Consider the following 18,032-nt stretch of genomic DNA (forward strand, 5'->3'; position numbering starts at 1 on the left):
CTACTTTGCTCCGCTTCGTCGCGCTCTGCGCGCTTCGCGCCGCCACTCGCGCGGGTCGAGGTCGATGATTCGCGGGTCTGCGACGCCGGACCGCGCCCGCAACCGCCGCGCCAGGCTTTGCCGCACGGACGGGGACTTCAGCGCCAGCCCGACAAAATCGGAGGCGAAGCCCGGAAGAATGAGCAGGATCGAGGCGAGCGCCTGCAACGCCCCGTCGAGAAAGGCTCCGTCGCGCAGGGCGGAGCTCTCGCCTTTCGCCTTGGCGGCCAATCCGGCGCGGACAAAATCGAGGAGGCGCCGCACGTCGGAGAGGCCGAGCAGCGAAGCGCCGAGGGCGAGCGCGATCGCCGCGAGAAGCCCGACGGCGCGGACGACAAGCGCGAAACACAGGATCTCCAGCACGATCCATGTTGCGAGGACGGCGCCGACAAGCTTAGATTTCACCGAATCATCCGATCTTTGCGGCCTTACGTCGCCCGCGGCGATACGCCCGCCCCTTGATTCGTGACATGTACGAAGCGACATGATAGCCGACGACAAATTTATTCGGGAGTTGCCAATGCCGGCCTCCGGCGATCTGTTCGATCCCAGCCTTATCGTTTTCGCGGCGCTCGCGGTTTTCGTCATCTGGAAGCTGCGCTCGGTGCTCGGAATGCGGGTGGATCGCGAAACGCCGCCCCCGGCACGCTTCGGGCCGCGCGGTCCGGCCCCAGCGGCAGTCGCCGCGGCGCCGGGCGTCGCGCCGATCACCGAAGCGCCGTCGCGCCCCACTGGCGCCGAGCGCTGGGATGGCGTGGCCGAGAAAGGCGTCGCCTCCGCTTGGAGCGGCCTCGACGCCGTGGCGGCGTCGGACCCCAATTTCGACGGCAAATCCTTCGTCAGCGGGGCGCGCCGCGCTTATGAACTCATCGTCACGGCCTTCGCCAAGGGCGACCGGGAAACTTTGAAGCCGCTGTTGGCGCAGGATGTGTTCGACGGGTTTTCGGCGGAGATCGCGCGGCGTGAGCAGCTGGGCGAAAGCATGGAGACCGCCGTCGTCGCGATCGACTCGGCGACGGTCGACGCCGCCCGCGCCATCGCCGGCCGCAATGAGGTGACCGTCCGTTTCGTCGTTCGACTGATGAGCGTGCGGCGTGACCTGGCCGGCGAAACCATCGACGGCGGGCAGACGCGCAAGGTCATCGAGCGCTGGACCTTTGCGCGCGACGCCAAGGCGAGCGATCCCAACTGGAAGCTCGTCGCGACGCAAACCGAAGACTGAGCATGTCGCGGAAGGCGCCGCAGTTTTCCGCTTCCGATCTGCTGCGAAACATAGAATTCGAAGAGATCGACGGCTTTGCGGCCGACGATCTCGCCGCGGCCTTCGCCGCCTTCCGACGCTCTGCCGAAATCATCGACGCCAAGGCGCAAGAGCAACGTGGCGCCGTCGCGCCTCCCCCTTCGCTTCTCGCCGTCGCGCGCGCTGCGCTGGGCGCCATCGATCATCCTGACCGCTTCTTTCACGACTGGTTTCGCCCGCACGTCATCAAGACTAAGGGCTTCGTGACCGCCTATTACGAGGTGGAGGTCGACGCCAGATTGTCGCCCGAGCCGGGATTCACGACCCCCGTCCTGTCGCGTCCGCGCGATCTCGTCACTTTAAACGACTCGCCGCTCTCGCTGCCGACCGGCGAGACGCTGACCAGCGCGCGCATTCAGGCCGATGGCGCGCTCGTGCCCTATCCGGATCGGCGCGCGATCGAAGAGGAAGGCGCGGCGCCGAGCGCGCATCCTCTCGCCTATGTTCGCGATCCCGTCGAACTGTTCCTCATCCAGGTGCAGGGTTCGGCGCGGCTGCGACTGCCCGGCGGCGGCGTCATGACGCTGACCTATGCGGGGCGCAACGGCTGGCCCTATACATCCGTGGGCCGGCTGATGATTGAGCGCGGGCTCGTCACGAAAGCCGAGATGTCGCTCGATCTGATGAAGGAGACGTTGCGGCGCCTCGGAGCTGGTCCCGGCGAAGCGGGTCGCCGGCTGATGCAGGAGAACCGTTCCTATGTGTTCTTCGAGATCGATGCGTCTGAGCGGCGCAGGATCGGGCCGATCGGCGGGCAGGGCGCGCCGCTGACGCCGTTCCGGTCGATCGCCGTCGATCGCTCGATCTGGTGCTACGGCCTGCCCTTCTGGATTGCCGCGCAAATTCCATGGCAAGGACAGGCGGAAACGCCATTTCGTCGACTGATGATCGCGCAGGACACCGGATCTGCCATAATCGGTCCAGCGCGCGCCGATCTTTTTTTCGGCGCGGGCGAAGCGGCGGGGAGGCGGGCCGGCGACATCCGGCACGCCGCCGAAATGATCGTGCTGCTGCCGAAGGACGTTGGGGACGATCCGTGAGCGAGGAGAATTCCCGCCGATATGCGCGCCGGCTGTCGCAGGCCGAGGCCGAGCTCTGGACAATGGCGACGGCTGACGTTCGACCCGCTCGGGCGCGCCCGAAAAAGCTCGTGTCGCCCACGCCGGCGGTCGAAGCCCCCGCGCCTTTGGCGCCTTCTGGGCCTTCGGTCGACGGCCGCCCAGCAGCGCCGAAACCTCCGCCGCGGCCGATCGACATCGACCCCCGCACCTTCGTGAAGATCAAGCGCGGACGGATCGACGTTGACGCCAAGCTCGATCTTCACGGGCTGCGGCAGGCGGAGGCGCAGCGCTCGCTAACGGCCTTCCTGCGCCGATGTCAGGCGAATGGCGCGCGAATCGCGATCATCGTGACGGGCAAGGGGCTGACGCGGGACGAAGGCGGCGTGCTGCGCCGCGTCGTGCCGATGTGGCTCGAAGCGCCGAATCTGCGCGACGTCGTCGTCGGATTTGGCGAAGCCGCCCGCCATCACGGCGGCGAAGGCGCGCTCTATGTGCGTATCCGCCGCGCGGATCGGGGGCGTTAAGCCTGCTGCCCGGCCGCGCCAGAGACCTCGGCCGCAGGCAGCGCCGCGGGTTCGGCGGGGCGGGTCAAAAAGGCGGCCGGAATGTTCGGCTTGCCTTCCTCGGTCAGATGTTGCGCGGAGTCCGGCGGCGGCTTCCATTCGAAGGCGTCCAGCCGGCCGGTGACCGGTGACATCGGCAGCCAGTTCTTGGAGACGACGCCGTCGGCGATCCAGACAGGATCGCGCGGCGCGCGCGAGCCGCGGGCGAGCCATTCGCGCACCGGACCTGAGGGTCCGTGCTCTCCGTCTTCGATCTCCGCCATCATCAGACAGGTGTGCGCCGTCGGATGAAGGCCGGCGGCGATGAGCGGCGCGAGCGCGGCGCGCGCCTTGGCGAAATCGCGCGCCGACAGCGCCGCCTCGGCGACGATATGTCGGCTCTCCGGCGCGTTGGGGGCGGCGCGGGCAAGCCTCTCCACCCGCGCGAGCTTCGTCGTATTCGATTCGCCCGACAGCGCCTCGAGATAGGCGGCGGCGAGGTCAGGATGCGGTTTCGTCGCCCAGACCGTTTCAATCAGCTTCAGCGACTGCTTCTGGTCGCCATGGCGGGCCAGCACGCGCGCCGCGGCGACGGCGGCGGGCGCAAAGCCCGGCCGGCGCTTCAACGCCTGGCGTGCGAGATGGAGCGCGTCATGCGGATGGTCGCGCTCCTTTTCCATCGCCATGGCGGTTTCGATCACGGCGCGGAGGTTCTGCGCTGTCGGCGCGTCGATCGCCTTGGCGGTAAGACTGGCCTCGATCGCTTCGCGCGCCTTCTGCCAGTCGCCCTGCGCGGCGAGGTGCTCGAGCATCGCGGCGCCGGCCCAGGGCACTGGCGCGATGTCATGCGCCTCCTTGGCGAAATGATGCGCCGCGTCGGCGTCGTCGCGTCGTCGCGCCTCGATATGCAGCCCGCGGAGCCCGAGCAGCTTGGTCTCCGGCTTCAAGGTCATTTTGTGGAAGGTCTCTTCCGCAACCCGCCGATCGCCGGCGAGCTGCGCGGCCTGGGCCTTCAGCACCTGTGTGAGCGGCTCGCTTGGCAGCAGCCGTTCGGCGACGTGCGCGGCCTTGCGGGCGCGGGCGGCGTCGCCGGAGCCGACGGCGATGAATCCCTGTGAAAGCGCATCGAATCCCTTATCCCGTCGCTTCGTCCGCGACCCGCCGCTCCAACGGCCAGGCAGCCGCAGCACCGCCATGGCGATCGCCCAAAGGACGACCGTCGCGGCGATGATCAGCAGCAGACCTGCAACCGCGACCGGTATCGACGCTTCAAACTGGTAGCCGGCGAAATCCAGCGTCAGCGAACCGGGCTGTTCGATCAGCAATTCGAGGCCATAGGCGACCGCGGCAAGCGCGATGATGAAGAAAAACAGAAACAGCATGGCGATGGATCCCGCTTATTCCTTCGTTGCGCCAAGCGCGGCGATCGCGCCATGCAGCAGATCGTCGGCCGCCCGTCCGGCGTCGACGCGGGCGCGCAAGGTCGCGCCGAAATCTTTGGCTTCGTTCTGGGCCGCTTCGGGGAGCGCTGCGAAAACGGCGCTCGCCTGGGCAAGGTCGCCATGGGTCAGCGCCGCCTCGATGTGAGCGACTTTTTCTTCCACCGTCTGAGCCTCGGTCGTCGGCGCCTGACCGGAGGGACGAACGCGCACGAGTTTGCTGGCGCCCTTCATCAGATGCTCCGCAAGATCACCGGAAGCGCCGGTCTCGAGCGCGCGAATGCGCTTGGCGGCTGGCGCGAACTCCGTCTTCAATTGCGCCGCGGTCGGCGCGCCTTTTTCGGCCATGGGCGACAGGGCCGCCAGCGCGGCGGGATCGGCGCCGAGCCGCGTCAGCGCCTTCGTCTCGAGCGCATAGGGCCGGCCGGCCTCCAGCTCGCGCTGAAGCGCAAAAGCGACGACCACGATCGCCGCGGGGCCGTCGGGAGTCTTTGCCGCCGTGGCCGCCGTGGCCTCTGGCGCCGCGCGGGTCTCGCCCTTCGAAGACTCGAGGCGCTCGCGCAGCGCCTTGGTCTCATTCCCAAGTTCGTCGATGCGGCCTTCAAGCGCCGTCATCAGCTCGCTGGCGGTGAGCGCCCCGGGTTCGCCCTGTTCGGCGGGAGCGGCGGGAGCGGGGCTCGCCTTTGCCGCCGTTTCGGCGGTGGTCTTGGCGGCGCTGGCGGCCGCCTGGGCGGCTTCGGCGGCGCGCAAGGCGCGTTGCGCCAGCTCTTCGGCCGAATCGACGCGGCTCTGCAACGCTGCGACGGCTGCTTTTTGCGATTCGATCGCCGTCTTCTGCGATTCGATAGCGACGTTAGGCGCCGGCGTGGGCGGCGCCAGCGGCGTCGGTTCGACCGCCGGCTCGGCGGATTTCACGGGCGCCGTGGAGGGCCGGGACGCTTCCGCGTCGCTCGTGGCCGACTGTCCTTCCGCCGGCGTTTCGGGCGCCGTCGTCTGCGCCGGTTCGGTCTCGCCGATGAGCGAAGCGGCGCGGTCTTTCAACGCGCCGAAGGCGCCGCTCGCCTGATCGACGTAAGGCTCGGCATAGTCCGCGACGACCTTCAGCCGCTCGTCTCGATCCTTGAACGCGATCGCCGCATAAAGCGCCGCGCCCGCGATGAGAACGAGCAGCAGCAGCGTCGCCGCCAGCCGGCCGAAGAAGGAGCGCCGCCTGGGTCTGACCGCCGGCGAAGGCGGCGGTTCAAACGGCGATTCTGCAAAATCGATGGGCGCTTCCGAAGGTTCGACGCGCTTCGGTTCTTCGTCGTTCGGCAAGACCATTGGCTAATCCTTGCTGTCCCGCATCCTTATAGTTGATGCGTTTGGCGCCCGCAAAACAGGCGGCCGTCAGCCTGACGCCTCGACAAGCTGCAACGTGCGGCGCGCAATGTCGAGATGCAGACGTTCGACCATCTTCCCGTCGATCTGCACCACGCCCTTGTCTGCGTTTTCCGGTTCGTCGAACACGGCGATGATCCGGCGGGCGAAATCGACCTCCTCGGCGCTCGGCGCAAAAATTTCATTCACCGGACCGATCTGGCCCGGATGAATGAGCATTTTCCCGTCGAAGCCGAAATCGCGCCCCTGCGCCGCTTCGCGACGCAGGCCGTCGAGATCGTTGAAGTCGTTGTATATCCCGTCGATGATCTCGATGTTGTGGACCCTCGCCGCAAGCACGCTGGCCGAAAGCCAAGACAACAGCGCCGGCCGTCCGGGCGTGAGCCGCGCGCGGGTCGATTTGGCGATGTCGTTGGGACCAAGCACCAGAACCTCGAGTCGCGAAGCCCGATCGTCTGCGGCGCTGGCGATTTTCTCGATGTCAAAGACGGCGCGCGGCGTTTCGATCATCGCCCAGAGTCGCGTCTTATAAGGCGCGCCGGCGGCGACGAGATCGGCGGCCGCCTTCAAAATCTCGTCGCGTGAATTGACCTTGGGGATGACGATGCCGTCTGGGCCGAGCGGCGCGATGGCGGCGATGTCGGGCTTATACCATTCGGAGCCGCGGGCGTTGACGCGCACGACGAGTTGCCGCGCGCCATAGCCGCCGTCGGCCACCGCCGCCGCGACCTGCGCGCGCGCCGTCGCCTTGGCGGATTCCGCGACCCCGTCTTCAAGTTCGAACATCAGGACGTCGGCGGCGAGCGTCTTGCCCTTCTCCAGCGCTCGGGCGTTCGAGCCCGGCATCGCCAGCACGCTGCGCTTTAGTCGGGAAATCATTCAAAACTCCAGCATCGAAACGATTCGGCCTGCTCTTGACCCCGCCGCGTGATCTACACAATAACCCCCGGGTCCGCCATCCGCCCGGCCAAGGCGAACTGGGTTGAGCGAACTTGGCGAAGGCGGACCTGGCCCAGGGGCGAGAAGGGAACGGTAAATGGCGGATCACGAGCAGTCGTACGGCGCGGCCGGTCTGCCGGAATCGCTCATAGAGGGTTATGAGTCCTTCGTTCGCGGGCGTTTCCTTGCCGATCACGACCGATTCGAAGAATTAGCGGTCAGGGGCCAGACGCCCAAAACAATGATCATCAGCTGCTGCGATTCGCGCGTCGCGCCCGAGACCATCTTCAACGCGGGCCCTGGCGAGCTTTTCGTCTTGCGCAATGTCGCGGCGTTGGTGCCGCCCTACGAGCCCGACGATCATTATCACGGCGCTTCCGCGGCGCTTGAATACGCCGTCATGGCGCTAAAGGTTACGGACCTCGTGGTGCTCGGCCATGGGCAATGCGGCGGCGTGCGCGCCTATGCGGAGATCGCCGCGGATCCCGACGCGCCGCGGCTGAGCCACAGCGACTTCATCGGCGACTGGATCAAAATGCTTGGTCCCGCGGCTGATCGCCTGGGCGTTCGGCCTAATCCCAAGGACGCGGACTATGTGGAGCGCCTGGAATTCGAGTCGGTGAAGCAGACGCTGCGCAACTTGCGCTCCTTTCCCATGATTCAGGTGCTGGAACATCACCGGCATCTGCGCCTGCATGGCGCTCTGTTTCGAATCATGGACGGGCGATTGTTCGTGCTCGACGAATCGACGGGCGTCTTCGAGCCCGTCTGCGAAGGAGCCTACGCCGCCGCCTTCGCCGAGGCGCGCTTTTGACGGCAGGCCCCTCGCCAGACCGCGACCGCGTACCGTTCATCGCCGGCCTGCGCGACATCGCCGACGGCTATGACGCGATTCTGTGCGACGGCTGGGGCGTGCTGATCGACGGCCGGCGGCATTTCCCGGAAGCCGCCGAGGCGCTGCGGCGCTTTCGCGCGCAAGGCGGGATCGTCGTGCTGATCACCAACGCCTCGCGTCCCGACGAGGAAGTGCGCCGCCAGATCCTGGGCCTCGGCGTGCCGCAGGATTGTTTCGACGATCTCCTCTCGGCGGGAGAGCTGGCGCTGCGCGAAATCGTCGCGCGCGACGGACAGGCGGTCTACCACCTGGGCCCCTCGCGCGACGACGGTCTGTTCCGCGCCGCCGCGCGGCGTCTCGGCGCGCCGATCATGCGCGTCGGGCCGCAAGCCGCCGATTACATCGTCTGCACCGGCCTCTTTGACGATCGCAACGAAACGCCCTCTGACTATGACGAGCAACTCGCGGAGCTGAAGGCGCGCGATCTGACGATGCTGTGCGCCAATCCCGATATTGTCGTCGCCATCGGCAATGATCTCGTCTATTGCGCCGGCGCCATCGCCGAACGCTATGCGGCGATCGGCGGCCGCGTTCTGACCTTGGGCAAGCCCCACGCCCCGATCTACGCCGCCGCCTTGGAGCGGCTCAAAAATTTGCGCGGCGGCGATGTCGACAAGTCGCGCACGCTGGCGATCGGCGACGGCGCCTTCACCGACCTTGCCGGCGCGGGCCGCGCCGGGCTCGACTGCCTCTTCATCATCCATGGCGTGCATCGCGCCGAGCTGCATCCCGGCGGCGGCGCGCTTGACGAAGCGGCGCTGGATTCGCTCTTCGCGCGCGCCGGCGCTCGTCCTAAGGCTTTGGCTCGCGAGCTTTTCTGGTAAAAGGGACTGCACAGGCCTCATCTGCGGTCACGATCCGCGACGCAACTTTCCGGTGGCTTCCATGTCGACGCCGTTTAAAATCTACTATTTCGAGGATCTGAGCGTCGGCATGCGCGAGACGCTGATGAAGGCGGTGATGGACGACGACGTCATCGCCTTCGCCGATCTTTCCGGCGACCGCAATCCGATTCATCTTTCCGATCACTTCGCCTCGAAGACGCGCTTTGGCGAGCGCATCGTGCATGGCCTTTATACGGCCTCGCTCATTTCGACGGTCATCGGCATGTATCTGCCTGGCCCCGGCGCCGTCTATCTGTCGCAGACGCTGAATTTCCGCGCGCCGGTGAAGATCGGCGACGTGATCACCGTCATTGTCGAAGTGGTGGAGTTGATCGAAAAAGGCCGGCGCGCCAAGCTCAAATGCGAATGTCTCGTCGACGGCAAGGTCGTGCTCGACGGCGAGGCCTTCGTCATGGTGCCGAGCCGCGAGCAGGTGATGCGCGCCGCGTCGCCCGCGCCAGCAGAGGCGAAGCCGGCCTCGGCTTAGATCTTCCGGCCCCGAGCCGTGTCCGACTCCTTCATCGTCGCGCGCGACCCTCAAGCGCCGCCGCCTGGACTGGAGGGCGCGGTCGCGGCGGTCGGCAATTTCGACGGGCTGCACAGAGGCCACCGCGGCGTCATCGCTCGGGCTCGGGCGCTCGCCGCAAAACTCTCGCGTCCCTGCATTCTGCTGACCTTCGAGCCCCATCCGGCGGATTTTTTCGCCGGGCGAACGGTGATCTTTCGGCTGACTCCGCCAGACGCAAAGGCGGCGCAGGCCGCTCGGCTCGGGCTCGACGGCGTTATCGTGCTCACCTTCGACAAGGACTTCGCGAAAAGCCCGGCGCGGGTCTTCACGCAAGAGATTCTGCACGATCGCCTGCAGCTCTCGGCGGTCGTCGCGGGCTATGATTTTCGTTTCGGCGCCGGCCGCGAAGGCGGACCGGAGTTTTTGCGCGCCGAAGGCGAACGGCTCGGGATGATCGTGGAGATCGTCGATCGCATCACCCAGGACGAAGAGGGCAGCTTAGAGGCCGTCTCCTCGACAGCGACGCGGGAAGCGCTGGAACGCGGCGACGCGGCGCTAGCGCGCCGGCTTCTCGGCCACCCCTACTTCATTCGCGGCGTCGTGCGCCACGGCGACAAGCGCGGGCGCACGCTCGGCTTTCCGACCGCCAATATCGCGCTCGATCCCGCCAATCGGCTCAAGCATGGGATTTACGCCGTGACGATCGAGGTCGACGGGAAGGCGCATCAGGGCGTCGCCAGTTTCGGACGCCGCCCGACCTTTGACAATGGCGCGCCGCTCCTTGAAGTCTTCCTCTTCGATTTCGATGGCGACCTCTACGGCAAGGAGGTGGAAGTCGCCTTCTACGGCTTCATACGCGGCGAAGCGAAATTCGACAGCGTCGAGGCGCTCGTCGAAAGAATGCGCGTCGACGTCGAAGAGGCGCGAAGACTATTGGCCGAAAGCGGCGCTTTGAGCCGGGCGAATGATCTGTTGCCATAAGTTGCGCGCGATCTAGCTTGGAGACAGCGTCCTCGACAGGAGGGAAACGTCATGAACGAAGAGCCCAAGGGACGGGTCGAAATCATCTTGCCGGGCGAGGAGACGGACGCCTCAAGGATCTGGGTCGCGACGGGCGCCGGTCGGGTCAAGGTCGTCAAGCTCTCGCCATGGCAGAGCCTGATCGTCACTGCGGCGCTGCTGTTGTTGCTGTTCATCGGGTTCACGCTGCTGTCCGGCGCATTTCTGGTGTTGCTGGTCATCGCCGTTGTGGCGGGAGGCTTCGCTTTTCTCGCCGGACTGCTGGGATTGAAGCGGCCTCGCTAGGGGCGCTGGCCGCTTTTCCCGGCTCGGTAGCGCTGCTATTAAGGACCAGATGCCTTTCCTGACCGCCATTCGAATTACCGGCCCGGCCTGCGCGAGATCACGCTGCATTTGGGCGCGATCGCCCAAATGCAGATAACGTGATCGATCTGAATAGCTTGAAGCGCGCACTCTGCGAAAAACCGGGTTCCACTTTTTCGCAGCGCGCTCCTGAGCTAAAGGCTCGCGCAGGGTCGGGTGCGGCGCGATTGGCGCTCTTTCCACAAATCCTCTAATCAGCGCGGCAATAGCGGCGCTTATGGCGCCTGCGTCCGCCCCAGCCGGTTTTCACGACGATGAACGACGACAGCCCGAAAGGGCCCGACTATTCGAAAAGCCTCTATCTGCCGGTCACGGATTTTCCGATGCGCGCCGGCCTGCCGCAGCGCGAGCCGGAAATCCTCAAGCGCTGGGAGACCATTGGCCTGGAGCAAAAGATGCGCGAATCGGGCGAGGGTCGTCCGAAATTCACGCTCCACGACGGCCCGCCCTACGCCAACGGCAATATTCATATCGGCCATGCGCTCAATAAGATCCTCAAGGATCTCGTGACGCGCAGCCAGCGCATGACCGGCAAGGACTGCGTCTATGTGCCCGGCTGGGACTGCCACGGATTGCCGATCGAATGGAAGATCGAGGAGGAGAATTACCGCGCCAAGGGCAAGCAGAAGCCCGACTTCACCGATCCAGGCGCCATGATCGCCTTCCGGCGCGAATGCCGCGCCTATGCGGGACATTGGCTCGACATTCAGCGCGAGGAGTTCAAGCGCTTAGGGGTCGCCGGCGATTGGGGCCATCCCTATTCGACGATGGCTTTTCCGGCGGAAGCGACGATCGCGCGCGAGATCATGAAATTCGCCGCGAGCGGCCTGCTCTATCGCGGCTCGAAGCCGGTGATGTGGAGCGTCGTCGAAAAGACTGCGCTCGCCGAAGCCGAAGTCGAATATGAGGATTATACGAGCGACCAGGTCTGGGTGGCGTTTCCGATCCCGCGCGGCGCCGCAGGCGAACTGAGCGACGCCCGCGTCATCATCTGGACGACGACGCCTTGGACGCTTCCCGGCAATCGCGCGATCTCCTTCTCGTCGAAGATCGACTACGGCCTCTACCGAGTCACCCATGCGCCCGAGGGCAACTGGGCGCTTCCGGGCGCGACTTTCGTCATCGCCGACAAGCTTGCGAGCGAGGCTTTCAAGGCGGCGAAGGTCGAGGGCTACGAGCGCTTGCACGACGTGCCGGCCGCAATGCTCGCCGAGCTGATCTGCGCGCATCCGCTGGCGCATCTCGGCTATGATTTCGACGTGCCGCTGTTCGACGGCGAACATGTCACCGACGACGCGGGCACGGGCTTCGTGCACACCGCGCCGGGCCACGGCCGCGAGGACTTCGACATCTGGATGGCGAACGCGCGCGAACTGCAATCGCGCAACATCGAGACGCGCATTCCCTATACGGTCGACGAGGACGGCTTCTATACGAAGGACGCGCCGGGCTTTGAAGGCAAGCGCGTCATCACCGACAAGGGCGACAAGGGCGACGCCAATGAGGCGGTGATCGCCGCGCTGGTTCAGGCCGGCAATCTCGTCGCGCGCGGAAAGCTCAAGCATCAATATCCGCATTCCTGGCGCTCGAAGAAGCCGGTGATCTTCCGCAACACGCCGCAATGGTTCATCGCGATGGATAAATCCATCGCGTCTGGGTTCATCGCGACGGATAAGCCGTTTGGCGCGCCCGACCTCCCCCTCGCGGGGAGGTCGGCCGCCGAAGGCGGCCGGGTGGGGGGTCAAGACGCGTCACCCCACCCCGCATCGCTTCGCGATGCGACCCTCCCCGTCGAGGGGAGGGATAGCGCGAGCATTGAAAGTGCGCGCGCTAACGCCCCCACGCTGCGCGAGATCGCGCTTGAGGAAATCGCCCGCACGCAATGGACGCCGGCGGCGGGCGAGAACCGCATTCGCGGCATGATCGCCAATCGTCCCGATTGGGTCGTGTCACGCCAGCGCGCCTGGGGCGTGCCGATCGCGGTCTTCGTCAAGAAGGGCACGCATGAGCCGCTTGTCGACGCGCGCGTCAACGCCCGCATCATCGAGGCCTTCGAAAAGGAAGGCGCCGACGCCTGGTACGAAGCAAACGCTTCAGAGCGTTTTCTTTCGCCCGACCATAAGGCGCAAGACTACGAGAAGATCTCCGACGTTCTCGACGTCTGGTTCGATTCAGGTTCGACCCACGCCTTCACGCTCGAGGACCCGCAGCATTTTCCGATGCTCGCGGGCATTCGTCGCAAGCGCGACGGCGGCGAAGACGAGATCATGTATCTTGAAGGCTCCGATCAGCATCGCGGTTGGTTCCATTCCTCGCTTCTCGAAAGCTGCGGCACGCGCGGCCGCGCGCCCTACGACGCCGTGCTGACGCATGGCTTCGTGCTCGACGAGCGGGGACGCAAAATGTCGAAGTCGCTTGGCAATGTCGTCGCGCCGCAAAAAATCATCGCCGATTCCGGCGCCGACATCATGCGGCTGTGGGTCGCCGCGTCCGATTACGCCGATGATCTGCGCGTTGGCCCCGAAATCCTCAAGACTTTCGTCGAGCTTTATCGCAAGCTGCGCAACACGACCCGCTGGATGATCGGCGCATTGGCGCATTATCAGCCAAATGACGATGCGGCGATGAGCGAGGCGGGAGAACTCGAGCGCCTTATGCTGCATCGTCTGCATCAGCTCGACGAGTCGATCCGCGCGTCTTATGCGGCATACGACTACAAGCGCGTCGTTGCGTTGCTCACCCATTTCATGACGAGCGAACTGTCGGCTTTTTACTTCGACGTGCGCAAGGACGCGCTCTATTGCGATCCGCCCTCGAGCGTGAAACGCAAGGCGGCGCTCGCGACCATCGATCGCATCTTCCGCAGCGTCACGACATGGCTCGCGCCAATTCTCGTCTTCACCGCGGAGGAGGCGTGGCTGTCCCGCTTTCCGAACGCGCAATCCGTACATCTCGAACATTTTCCGACCATTCCCGAGGCGTGGCGCGACGACGCGCTTGCCGCCAAATGGGACAAAATTCGCAAGATCCGCTCGGTCGTCACCGGCGCGCTTGAAATCGAGCGCGCGCAAAAACGCATCGGCTCCTCGCTAGAAGCGGCGCCGACCGTTTATGTAGAAGATGAGTCGTTGCGCGCCGCGCTCGACGGCGTCGACTTCGCCGAAATCTGCATCGCCTCGGATATCCGCGTCTTGCCGGGAGAAGCGCCCATCGACGCCTTCCGCCTGCCGGAAGCGCCGGGCGTCGGCGTCGTTTCGCAACGCGCGGCCGGCGTCAAATGCGCCCGCTCGTGGAAATATTTCGATCCCGCGACGGCGGATCCTGATTATCCCGACGTGACGCCGCGCGACGCGCAGGCGTTGCGCGAGCTTGTCGCGCTCGGCCGCTGGAGCGGGGCAGGCTCGTAAGTGAACGTTCTTCTCGCATTTCTGGCCAATACGATCGTCAATTTCGTCATCGGCCTCACGGTGGCGAAATTTCTCGGCCCCGAGGAATACGGCCGCTTCGCGCTCGCCTTCTCCATCGCGGTGGTCGTGCAGACGGCGCTTTATGATTGGCTGCGTCTTTCGGCGACGCGCTTTTACTCAAAGCGCACGCGCGACAAAGAGCCGGTGGTGCGCTCGACGCTCGACGCGGCCTTCATCGCCGTCACGCTCTTCCTCGCATTGGCGACGGGCATTTATGCGCTTGCGGGGCCGCCGCTCGATTTCGAAACCAATCTCATCCTGCTTGCGCTGCTGACGTCGGTGGCCAACGGGCTCTTCGACTATTGCACCGCGCTTGTGCGCGCGCGCTTTCATGACCACGCCTATGTGCGCCTCATGCTCGCCAAGAACGCGCTGTCGCTTATCCTCATCGGCGGCGGCGCCTTTATCTTTCACTCGGCTGCGGTGGCGCTCGCCGGCGGCGTCGCGAGCCTGTTCGGCACGGTTATTCTCGGGCGTCGCGCGCTGCTCGATCCCGGCGCCGACATTCGCGCCGCCTCGAGTCAGAATGCGCGTGCGCTTGCGGCCTATAGCGCGCCGATCGTCACCGCGCATCTGCTTTATCAGGCGATGCCGCTTGCGGCGCGCTCCATCGTCGCAAGCGTCTTTGGTTTCGCCGAAACCGGCCAGTTCGCGCTGGCGTACGATCTTGGCGTGCGTGCGGTGCAGGCGCTCGGTTCGGCGCTCGACGTGCTCTTGTTTCAGATCGCCGTCGCGGCGCATGAACTCCATGGCGTCGACCGCGCCAAGCAGCAGGTCGCGCGCAACATGGGCATCGTCGTCGCCTTTTTGCTGCCGGCGTGCGCCGGCCTCTGGTTCGTCATGCCGTCGATCGAAGCGCTGATCGTGCCGGCGCAATATCGCGGTCCCTTCGGCCATTACCTCGGCCTGCTGCTTCCGGGACTTTTCGCGATGGGGGTCATTCTGTTTGGCGTCAATCCCGTCTTTCAGATTGAGAAGAAGACGGCGCCATTGATGGTCGCGGCGCTTGCGGCGGTCGCCTTCGGCCTTGCGCTGCTGCTTTTTCTGCCCTGGGGCGAGGACGCTTCCAATCTCGCGATCGCGCAAGCCGGCGCCTATATCGCGGCGCTCGTGGCGACGGTCTATTTCGCGCTGCGCACGCAGCCGGTCTGGCCGTCGTTCTGGGACATGTTCGCTGCGCTTGTGGCGACGGGCGCAATGTCGCTGGCGCTCACCCCTTTGCGCGAGATGAGTCCGGGCGTTTCCACGCTGATTGCTCAGATCCTGGCCGGAGCGGTCGTCTACGGACTGCTGACCGTCGCCTTCGACATCGCCGGGCTGGGCGATCTCGCGACGACGTGGCTCCATCGGCGCCTTGCCCGGTCGTGACGCGACCAGTCGGCGTCGCCATATGCTAGGCTAGCGATTGATAAGGAGCGCGCCGATGGTGATGCCGATCTATGACGACGCGCCGCTGCGCTATTTGCGGCGGCCGATCGTGAATTGGACGCTGATCGCGCTTAACGTCATCGTATTCCTGGTGGTGCAGAGCGAGATTTTCGGTGATCCGCTGACCGTCGTCCGCGGCTTCGCGATCATCCCGCGCGTGCTCTTCGGCGAGGCCCAGCTCGCCGACTGGATCGTCGGGCCGCCGGCAGCGCTGACGCTTGTCACAGCTCTGTTCTTTCATTCGTCGGTGGTGCATCTCGGCTCGAACATGCTGTTCCTTTACGTCTTTGGCGACAATGTCGAAGACGCCATGGGTTCGCTGCACTATCTGCTGTTTTATCTTTCCTGCGGCGTCGCCTCCGGCGTGTTCTACATTTACGCAACGCCGCATTCGATCGCGCCGCTCATCGGCGCGTCGGGCGCGATTTCCGGCGTCTGCGCGGCCTTTCTGTTGCTCCATCCGCGCGCGACGGTCGCGGGAATCTTTCCGCCGCTCTCGCTGGCGCTCGCGCCGATCTATCTCGGCGCCTGGCTCTCCGGGGCGCGGCCGCGGGCGATCCTGGGGCTGCGGGCGCCGCTGTTCTCTTTTGTCGCCTCCGGCTGGCTTTTCGTCGGCGCCTGGATTTTGATGCAGATCATCAACGCGTCTATGGGCGAGGGCGGCGCGATCGCCTGGATGGCCCATGTCGGCGGCATCGCCGCGGGTCTGGTGCTGACGCCGATCTTCAAGCGCCGCCGGCACCGGCTTTTCGACAGGAGCGGCCCGCTCGCCCCCGCGCCGCGCGCGCCGGACGCCGGCGACGACGCCTCCTGATCAATTCATTCGGCGCGCTCGCTTTGTTTGACTTGCGCGCGCGCCCCCGCTACCAGACCGCGCGACGGCTTTAGCCAGAGTGGAGCGCGCCCAGGCGACGTTCCGACACCGTCTCGCCAAAGGGTCAGAAGGACCAAGGGGTCGCACGATGAAGATTCTCGTGCCCGTCAAACGGGTCGTCGATTACAACGTCAAGATCAGGGTCAAAGCTGACGGTTCGGGCGTCGATCTCGCCAATGTGAAAATGTCGATGAACCCCTTCGACGAGATCGCCGTCGAAGAGGCGCTGCGGCTTAAGGAGGCCGGCAAGGCGACGGAAGTCATCGTCGTCACGATCGGACCAGCCAAGGCCGACGAAACCTTGCGCACCGGCCTCGCCATGGGCGCCGACCGGGGCATTCTGGTCAAGACCGACGAGACCGTCGAGCCACTCGCCGTCGCCAAAATCCTGGCCAAGATCGTCGCCGAGGAACAGCCGCAGCTCGTCATCATGGGCAAGCAGGCGATCGACGACGATTGCAATCAGACAGGCCAGATGCTCGCGGCGCTGCTCGGCTGGGGCCAGGGCGCCTTCGCCTCGAAAGTCGAGATGACTGAGGGCGCCGTCGACGTGACGCGCGAGATCGACGGCGGGCTGCAGACCGTCAGCTTAAAGCTGCCAGCCGTCGTCACCACGGATTTGCGCCTCAACGAGCCGCGCTACGCCTCGCTGCCCAACATCATCAAGGCCAAGAAGAAAGAAGTCGCCGTGAAGTCGCCCGCCGATTACGGCGTCGACATTTCGCCGCGCCTTGACGTGTTGAAAACCACCGAGCCTGCGAAACGCAAGGCGGGCGTCAAGGTCGGCTCGGTCGGCGAACTCGTTGGCAAGCTCAAGGAAGCGGGAGTGCTTTAAAGATGACGATTCTGCTTCTTGCCGAAACCGCCGGCGACGCGATCGCCCCGGCGACCGCCAAGGCGCTTACCGCGGCGAAGGAGATCGGCGGCCCCATTCATGTCCTCATCGTCGGGCCCGGCCTCAAGGGCGCGGCCGCGCAGGCGGCGAAGCTCGCCGGCGTCGAGAAGGTCCTCGTCGCCGAAGACGCGTCGCTCGATCATGTTCTGGCCGAGACCGTCGCCGCGCTGATCGTCTCGCTCGCCGGCGCTTATGACGTCATCATCGCGCCGTCGACTTCGGCGACGAAGAACGTGCTGCCGCGCGTCGCGGCGCTGCTCGACGTGATGCAGGTGTCGGACATCATCAAAGTCGTGTCCGCCGACACTTTTGAGCGGCCGATCTACGCCGGCAATGCGATCCAGACCGTGCGCGCGAAGGACGCAAAGAAAGTGATCACCGTGCGCACCACCGCCTTCGTGGCGGCGCCGGAAGGCGGCTCGGCGCCCATTGAGGCGATTTCGGCGCCCGCCGATCCCGGCGTTTCCGCCTTCAAGAGCGAAGAGCTGGCGAAGTCCGAGCGCCCCGAGCTCACCTCGGCGCGGATCATTCTTTCCGGCGGGCGCGCGCTCGGGTCGGCGGAGAATTTCCAGAAGGTGCTGGATCCGGTCGCGACGCGGCTTAACGCCGCGATCGGGGCGTCTCGCGCCGCCGTCGACGCCGGCTATGCGCCAAACGACCTGCAGGTCGGACAGACGGGAAAGGCGGTGGCGCCCGATCTCTACATCGCCGCAGGGATTTCGGGGGCGATCCAGCACCTCGCCGGCATGAAGGATTCAAAGGTGATCGTGGCGATCAACAAGGACGAGGAGGCGCCCATTTTCCAGGTCGCCGACTATGGCCTGGTCGCCGACCTCTTCACGGCCCTGCCCGAGCTTGAGGCGGAGTTGGCGAAGATCGGCCGCTGACCACAAAAACCGCCGTCGCTTCGGTCCGCATGGTCCGGCGCGGCGGCTGTGATGGGCGGAGCGTCGGCGCTCGGAGCTCCGCAGGTTCTTTTCTTTGTTTTCTTTGCGAAGGAA

General features: G+C 65.5%; 17 protein-coding genes. 13 read left to right on the forward strand and 4 right to left on the reverse strand.

Annotation, left to right across the window (positions count from 1 at the left end; all coding sequences use genetic code 11):
• The gene (locus tag EHO51_RS14635; RefSeq protein ID WP_124739501.1) at positions 1–444 is read right to left on the reverse strand and encodes an FxsA family protein; all 444 of its coding nucleotides are present in this window, start codon (positions 442–444) and stop codon (positions 1–3) included.
• A gap of 115 nt (positions 445–559) precedes the next feature.
• Here EHO51_RS14635 and EHO51_RS14640 point away from each other — a divergent pair, with 115 nt between their 5' ends.
• From EHO51_RS14640 to EHO51_RS14650, 3 genes are read left to right on the forward strand one after another with little or no spacing between them, the layout of a single operon-like run.
• Positions 560–1,261 (forward strand): Tim44/TimA family putative adaptor protein, encoded by a 702-nt coding sequence (locus tag EHO51_RS14640; RefSeq protein WP_124739502.1) that lies wholly within the window; start codon positions 560–562, stop codon positions 1,259–1,261.
• A 2-nt stretch (positions 1,262–1,263) separates the two neighbouring features.
• Positions 1,264–2,379, forward strand: a complete 1,116-nt coding sequence (gene mltA, locus EHO51_RS14645) for a murein transglycosylase A (RefSeq protein ID WP_124739503.1) — start codon at positions 1,264–1,266, stop codon at positions 2,377–2,379.
• Positions 2,376–2,924, forward strand: a complete 549-nt coding sequence (locus EHO51_RS14650; RefSeq protein ID WP_124739504.1) for a Smr/MutS family protein — start codon at positions 2,376–2,378, stop codon at positions 2,922–2,924. Before mltA ends, EHO51_RS14650 begins: the two co-directional genes overlap by 4 nt.
• Here the strand turns inward: EHO51_RS14650 and EHO51_RS14655 are convergent.
• The 3 genes from EHO51_RS14655 to EHO51_RS14665 all read right to left on the reverse strand — a co-directional run bounded on the left by EHO51_RS14655 (position 2,921) and on the right by EHO51_RS14665 (position 6,637).
• Entirely contained in the window at positions 2,921–4,324 is a 1,404-nt protein-coding gene (locus tag EHO51_RS14655; RefSeq protein ID WP_124739505.1) for a heme biosynthesis protein HemY, read from the reverse strand. The two genes, EHO51_RS14650 and EHO51_RS14655, sit on opposite strands and share 4 nt — an antisense overlap.
• A gap of 15 nt (positions 4,325–4,339) precedes the next feature.
• Positions 4,340–5,701: a COG4223 family protein gene (locus EHO51_RS14660; RefSeq protein ID WP_124739506.1), complete on the reverse strand. Its 1,362-nt coding sequence runs from the start codon at positions 5,699–5,701 to the stop codon at positions 4,340–4,342.
• A 66-nt stretch (positions 5,702–5,767) separates the two neighbouring features.
• Positions 5,768–6,637, reverse strand: coding sequence for an HpcH/HpaI aldolase/citrate lyase family protein (locus EHO51_RS14665; protein WP_124739507.1), 870 nt, complete (start codon positions 6,635–6,637; stop codon positions 5,768–5,770).
• 157 nt (positions 6,638–6,794) lie between these two features.
• Between EHO51_RS14665 and EHO51_RS14670 the strand changes: the two genes are divergently transcribed.
• The 10 genes from EHO51_RS14670 (at position 6,795) to EHO51_RS14715 (ending at position 17,918) form a co-directional block, all read left to right on the forward strand.
• Positions 6,795–7,511: a carbonic anhydrase gene (locus EHO51_RS14670; RefSeq protein WP_124739508.1), complete on the forward strand. Its 717-nt coding sequence runs from the start codon at positions 6,795–6,797 to the stop codon at positions 7,509–7,511.
• Positions 7,508–8,416 carry a TIGR01459 family HAD-type hydrolase gene (locus EHO51_RS14675; protein WP_124739509.1) on the forward strand — a complete coding sequence of 303 codons (909 nt, stop codon included), beginning with the start codon at positions 7,508–7,510 and terminating at the stop codon, positions 8,414–8,416. Before EHO51_RS14670 ends, EHO51_RS14675 begins: the two co-directional genes overlap by 4 nt.
• Positions 8,417–8,477: 61 nt before the next feature.
• Positions 8,478–8,963, forward strand: coding sequence for a MaoC family dehydratase (locus EHO51_RS14680; RefSeq protein ID WP_124739510.1), 486 nt, complete (start codon positions 8,478–8,480; stop codon positions 8,961–8,963).
• Positions 8,964–8,981: 18 nt separating this feature from the next.
• Positions 8,982–9,965, forward strand: a complete 984-nt coding sequence (locus tag EHO51_RS14685; RefSeq protein WP_124739511.1) for a bifunctional riboflavin kinase/FAD synthetase — start codon at positions 8,982–8,984, stop codon at positions 9,963–9,965.
• A 51-nt stretch (positions 9,966–10,016) separates the two neighbouring features.
• A complete protein-coding gene (locus tag EHO51_RS14690; protein ID WP_124739512.1) occupies positions 10,017–10,289 on the forward strand; it encodes a hypothetical protein in 273 nt (90 codons plus the stop codon).
• A 332-nt stretch (positions 10,290–10,621) separates the two neighbouring features.
• Positions 10,622–13,774, forward strand: a complete 3,153-nt coding sequence (locus EHO51_RS14695; RefSeq protein WP_124739513.1) for an isoleucine--tRNA ligase — start codon at positions 10,622–10,624, stop codon at positions 13,772–13,774.
• Positions 13,775–15,202 carry a lipopolysaccharide biosynthesis protein gene (locus EHO51_RS14700; protein ID WP_124739514.1) on the forward strand — a complete coding sequence of 476 codons (1,428 nt, stop codon included), beginning with the start codon at positions 13,775–13,777 and terminating at the stop codon, positions 15,200–15,202.
• A 55-nt stretch (positions 15,203–15,257) separates the two neighbouring features.
• A complete protein-coding gene (locus EHO51_RS14705; protein ID WP_124739515.1) occupies positions 15,258–16,076 on the forward strand; it encodes a rhomboid family intramembrane serine protease in 819 nt (272 codons plus the stop codon).
• Between the two features lie 148 nt (positions 16,077–16,224).
• Positions 16,225–16,971: an electron transfer flavoprotein subunit beta/FixA family protein gene (locus EHO51_RS14710; RefSeq protein ID WP_124739516.1), complete on the forward strand. Its 747-nt coding sequence runs from the start codon at positions 16,225–16,227 to the stop codon at positions 16,969–16,971.
• 2 nt (positions 16,972–16,973) lie between these two features.
• The gene (locus tag EHO51_RS14715) at positions 16,974–17,918 is read left to right on the forward strand and encodes an electron transfer flavoprotein subunit alpha/FixB family protein (RefSeq protein ID WP_124739517.1); all 945 of its coding nucleotides are present in this window, start codon (positions 16,974–16,976) and stop codon (positions 17,916–17,918) included.
• Positions 17,919–18,032 lie beyond the last annotated feature (114 nt).

Origin of the sequence: Methylocystis rosea (assembly GCF_003855495.1) — a bacterium.
Lineage (GTDB): Bacteria > Pseudomonadota > Alphaproteobacteria > Rhizobiales > Beijerinckiaceae > Methylocystis > Methylocystis rosea_A.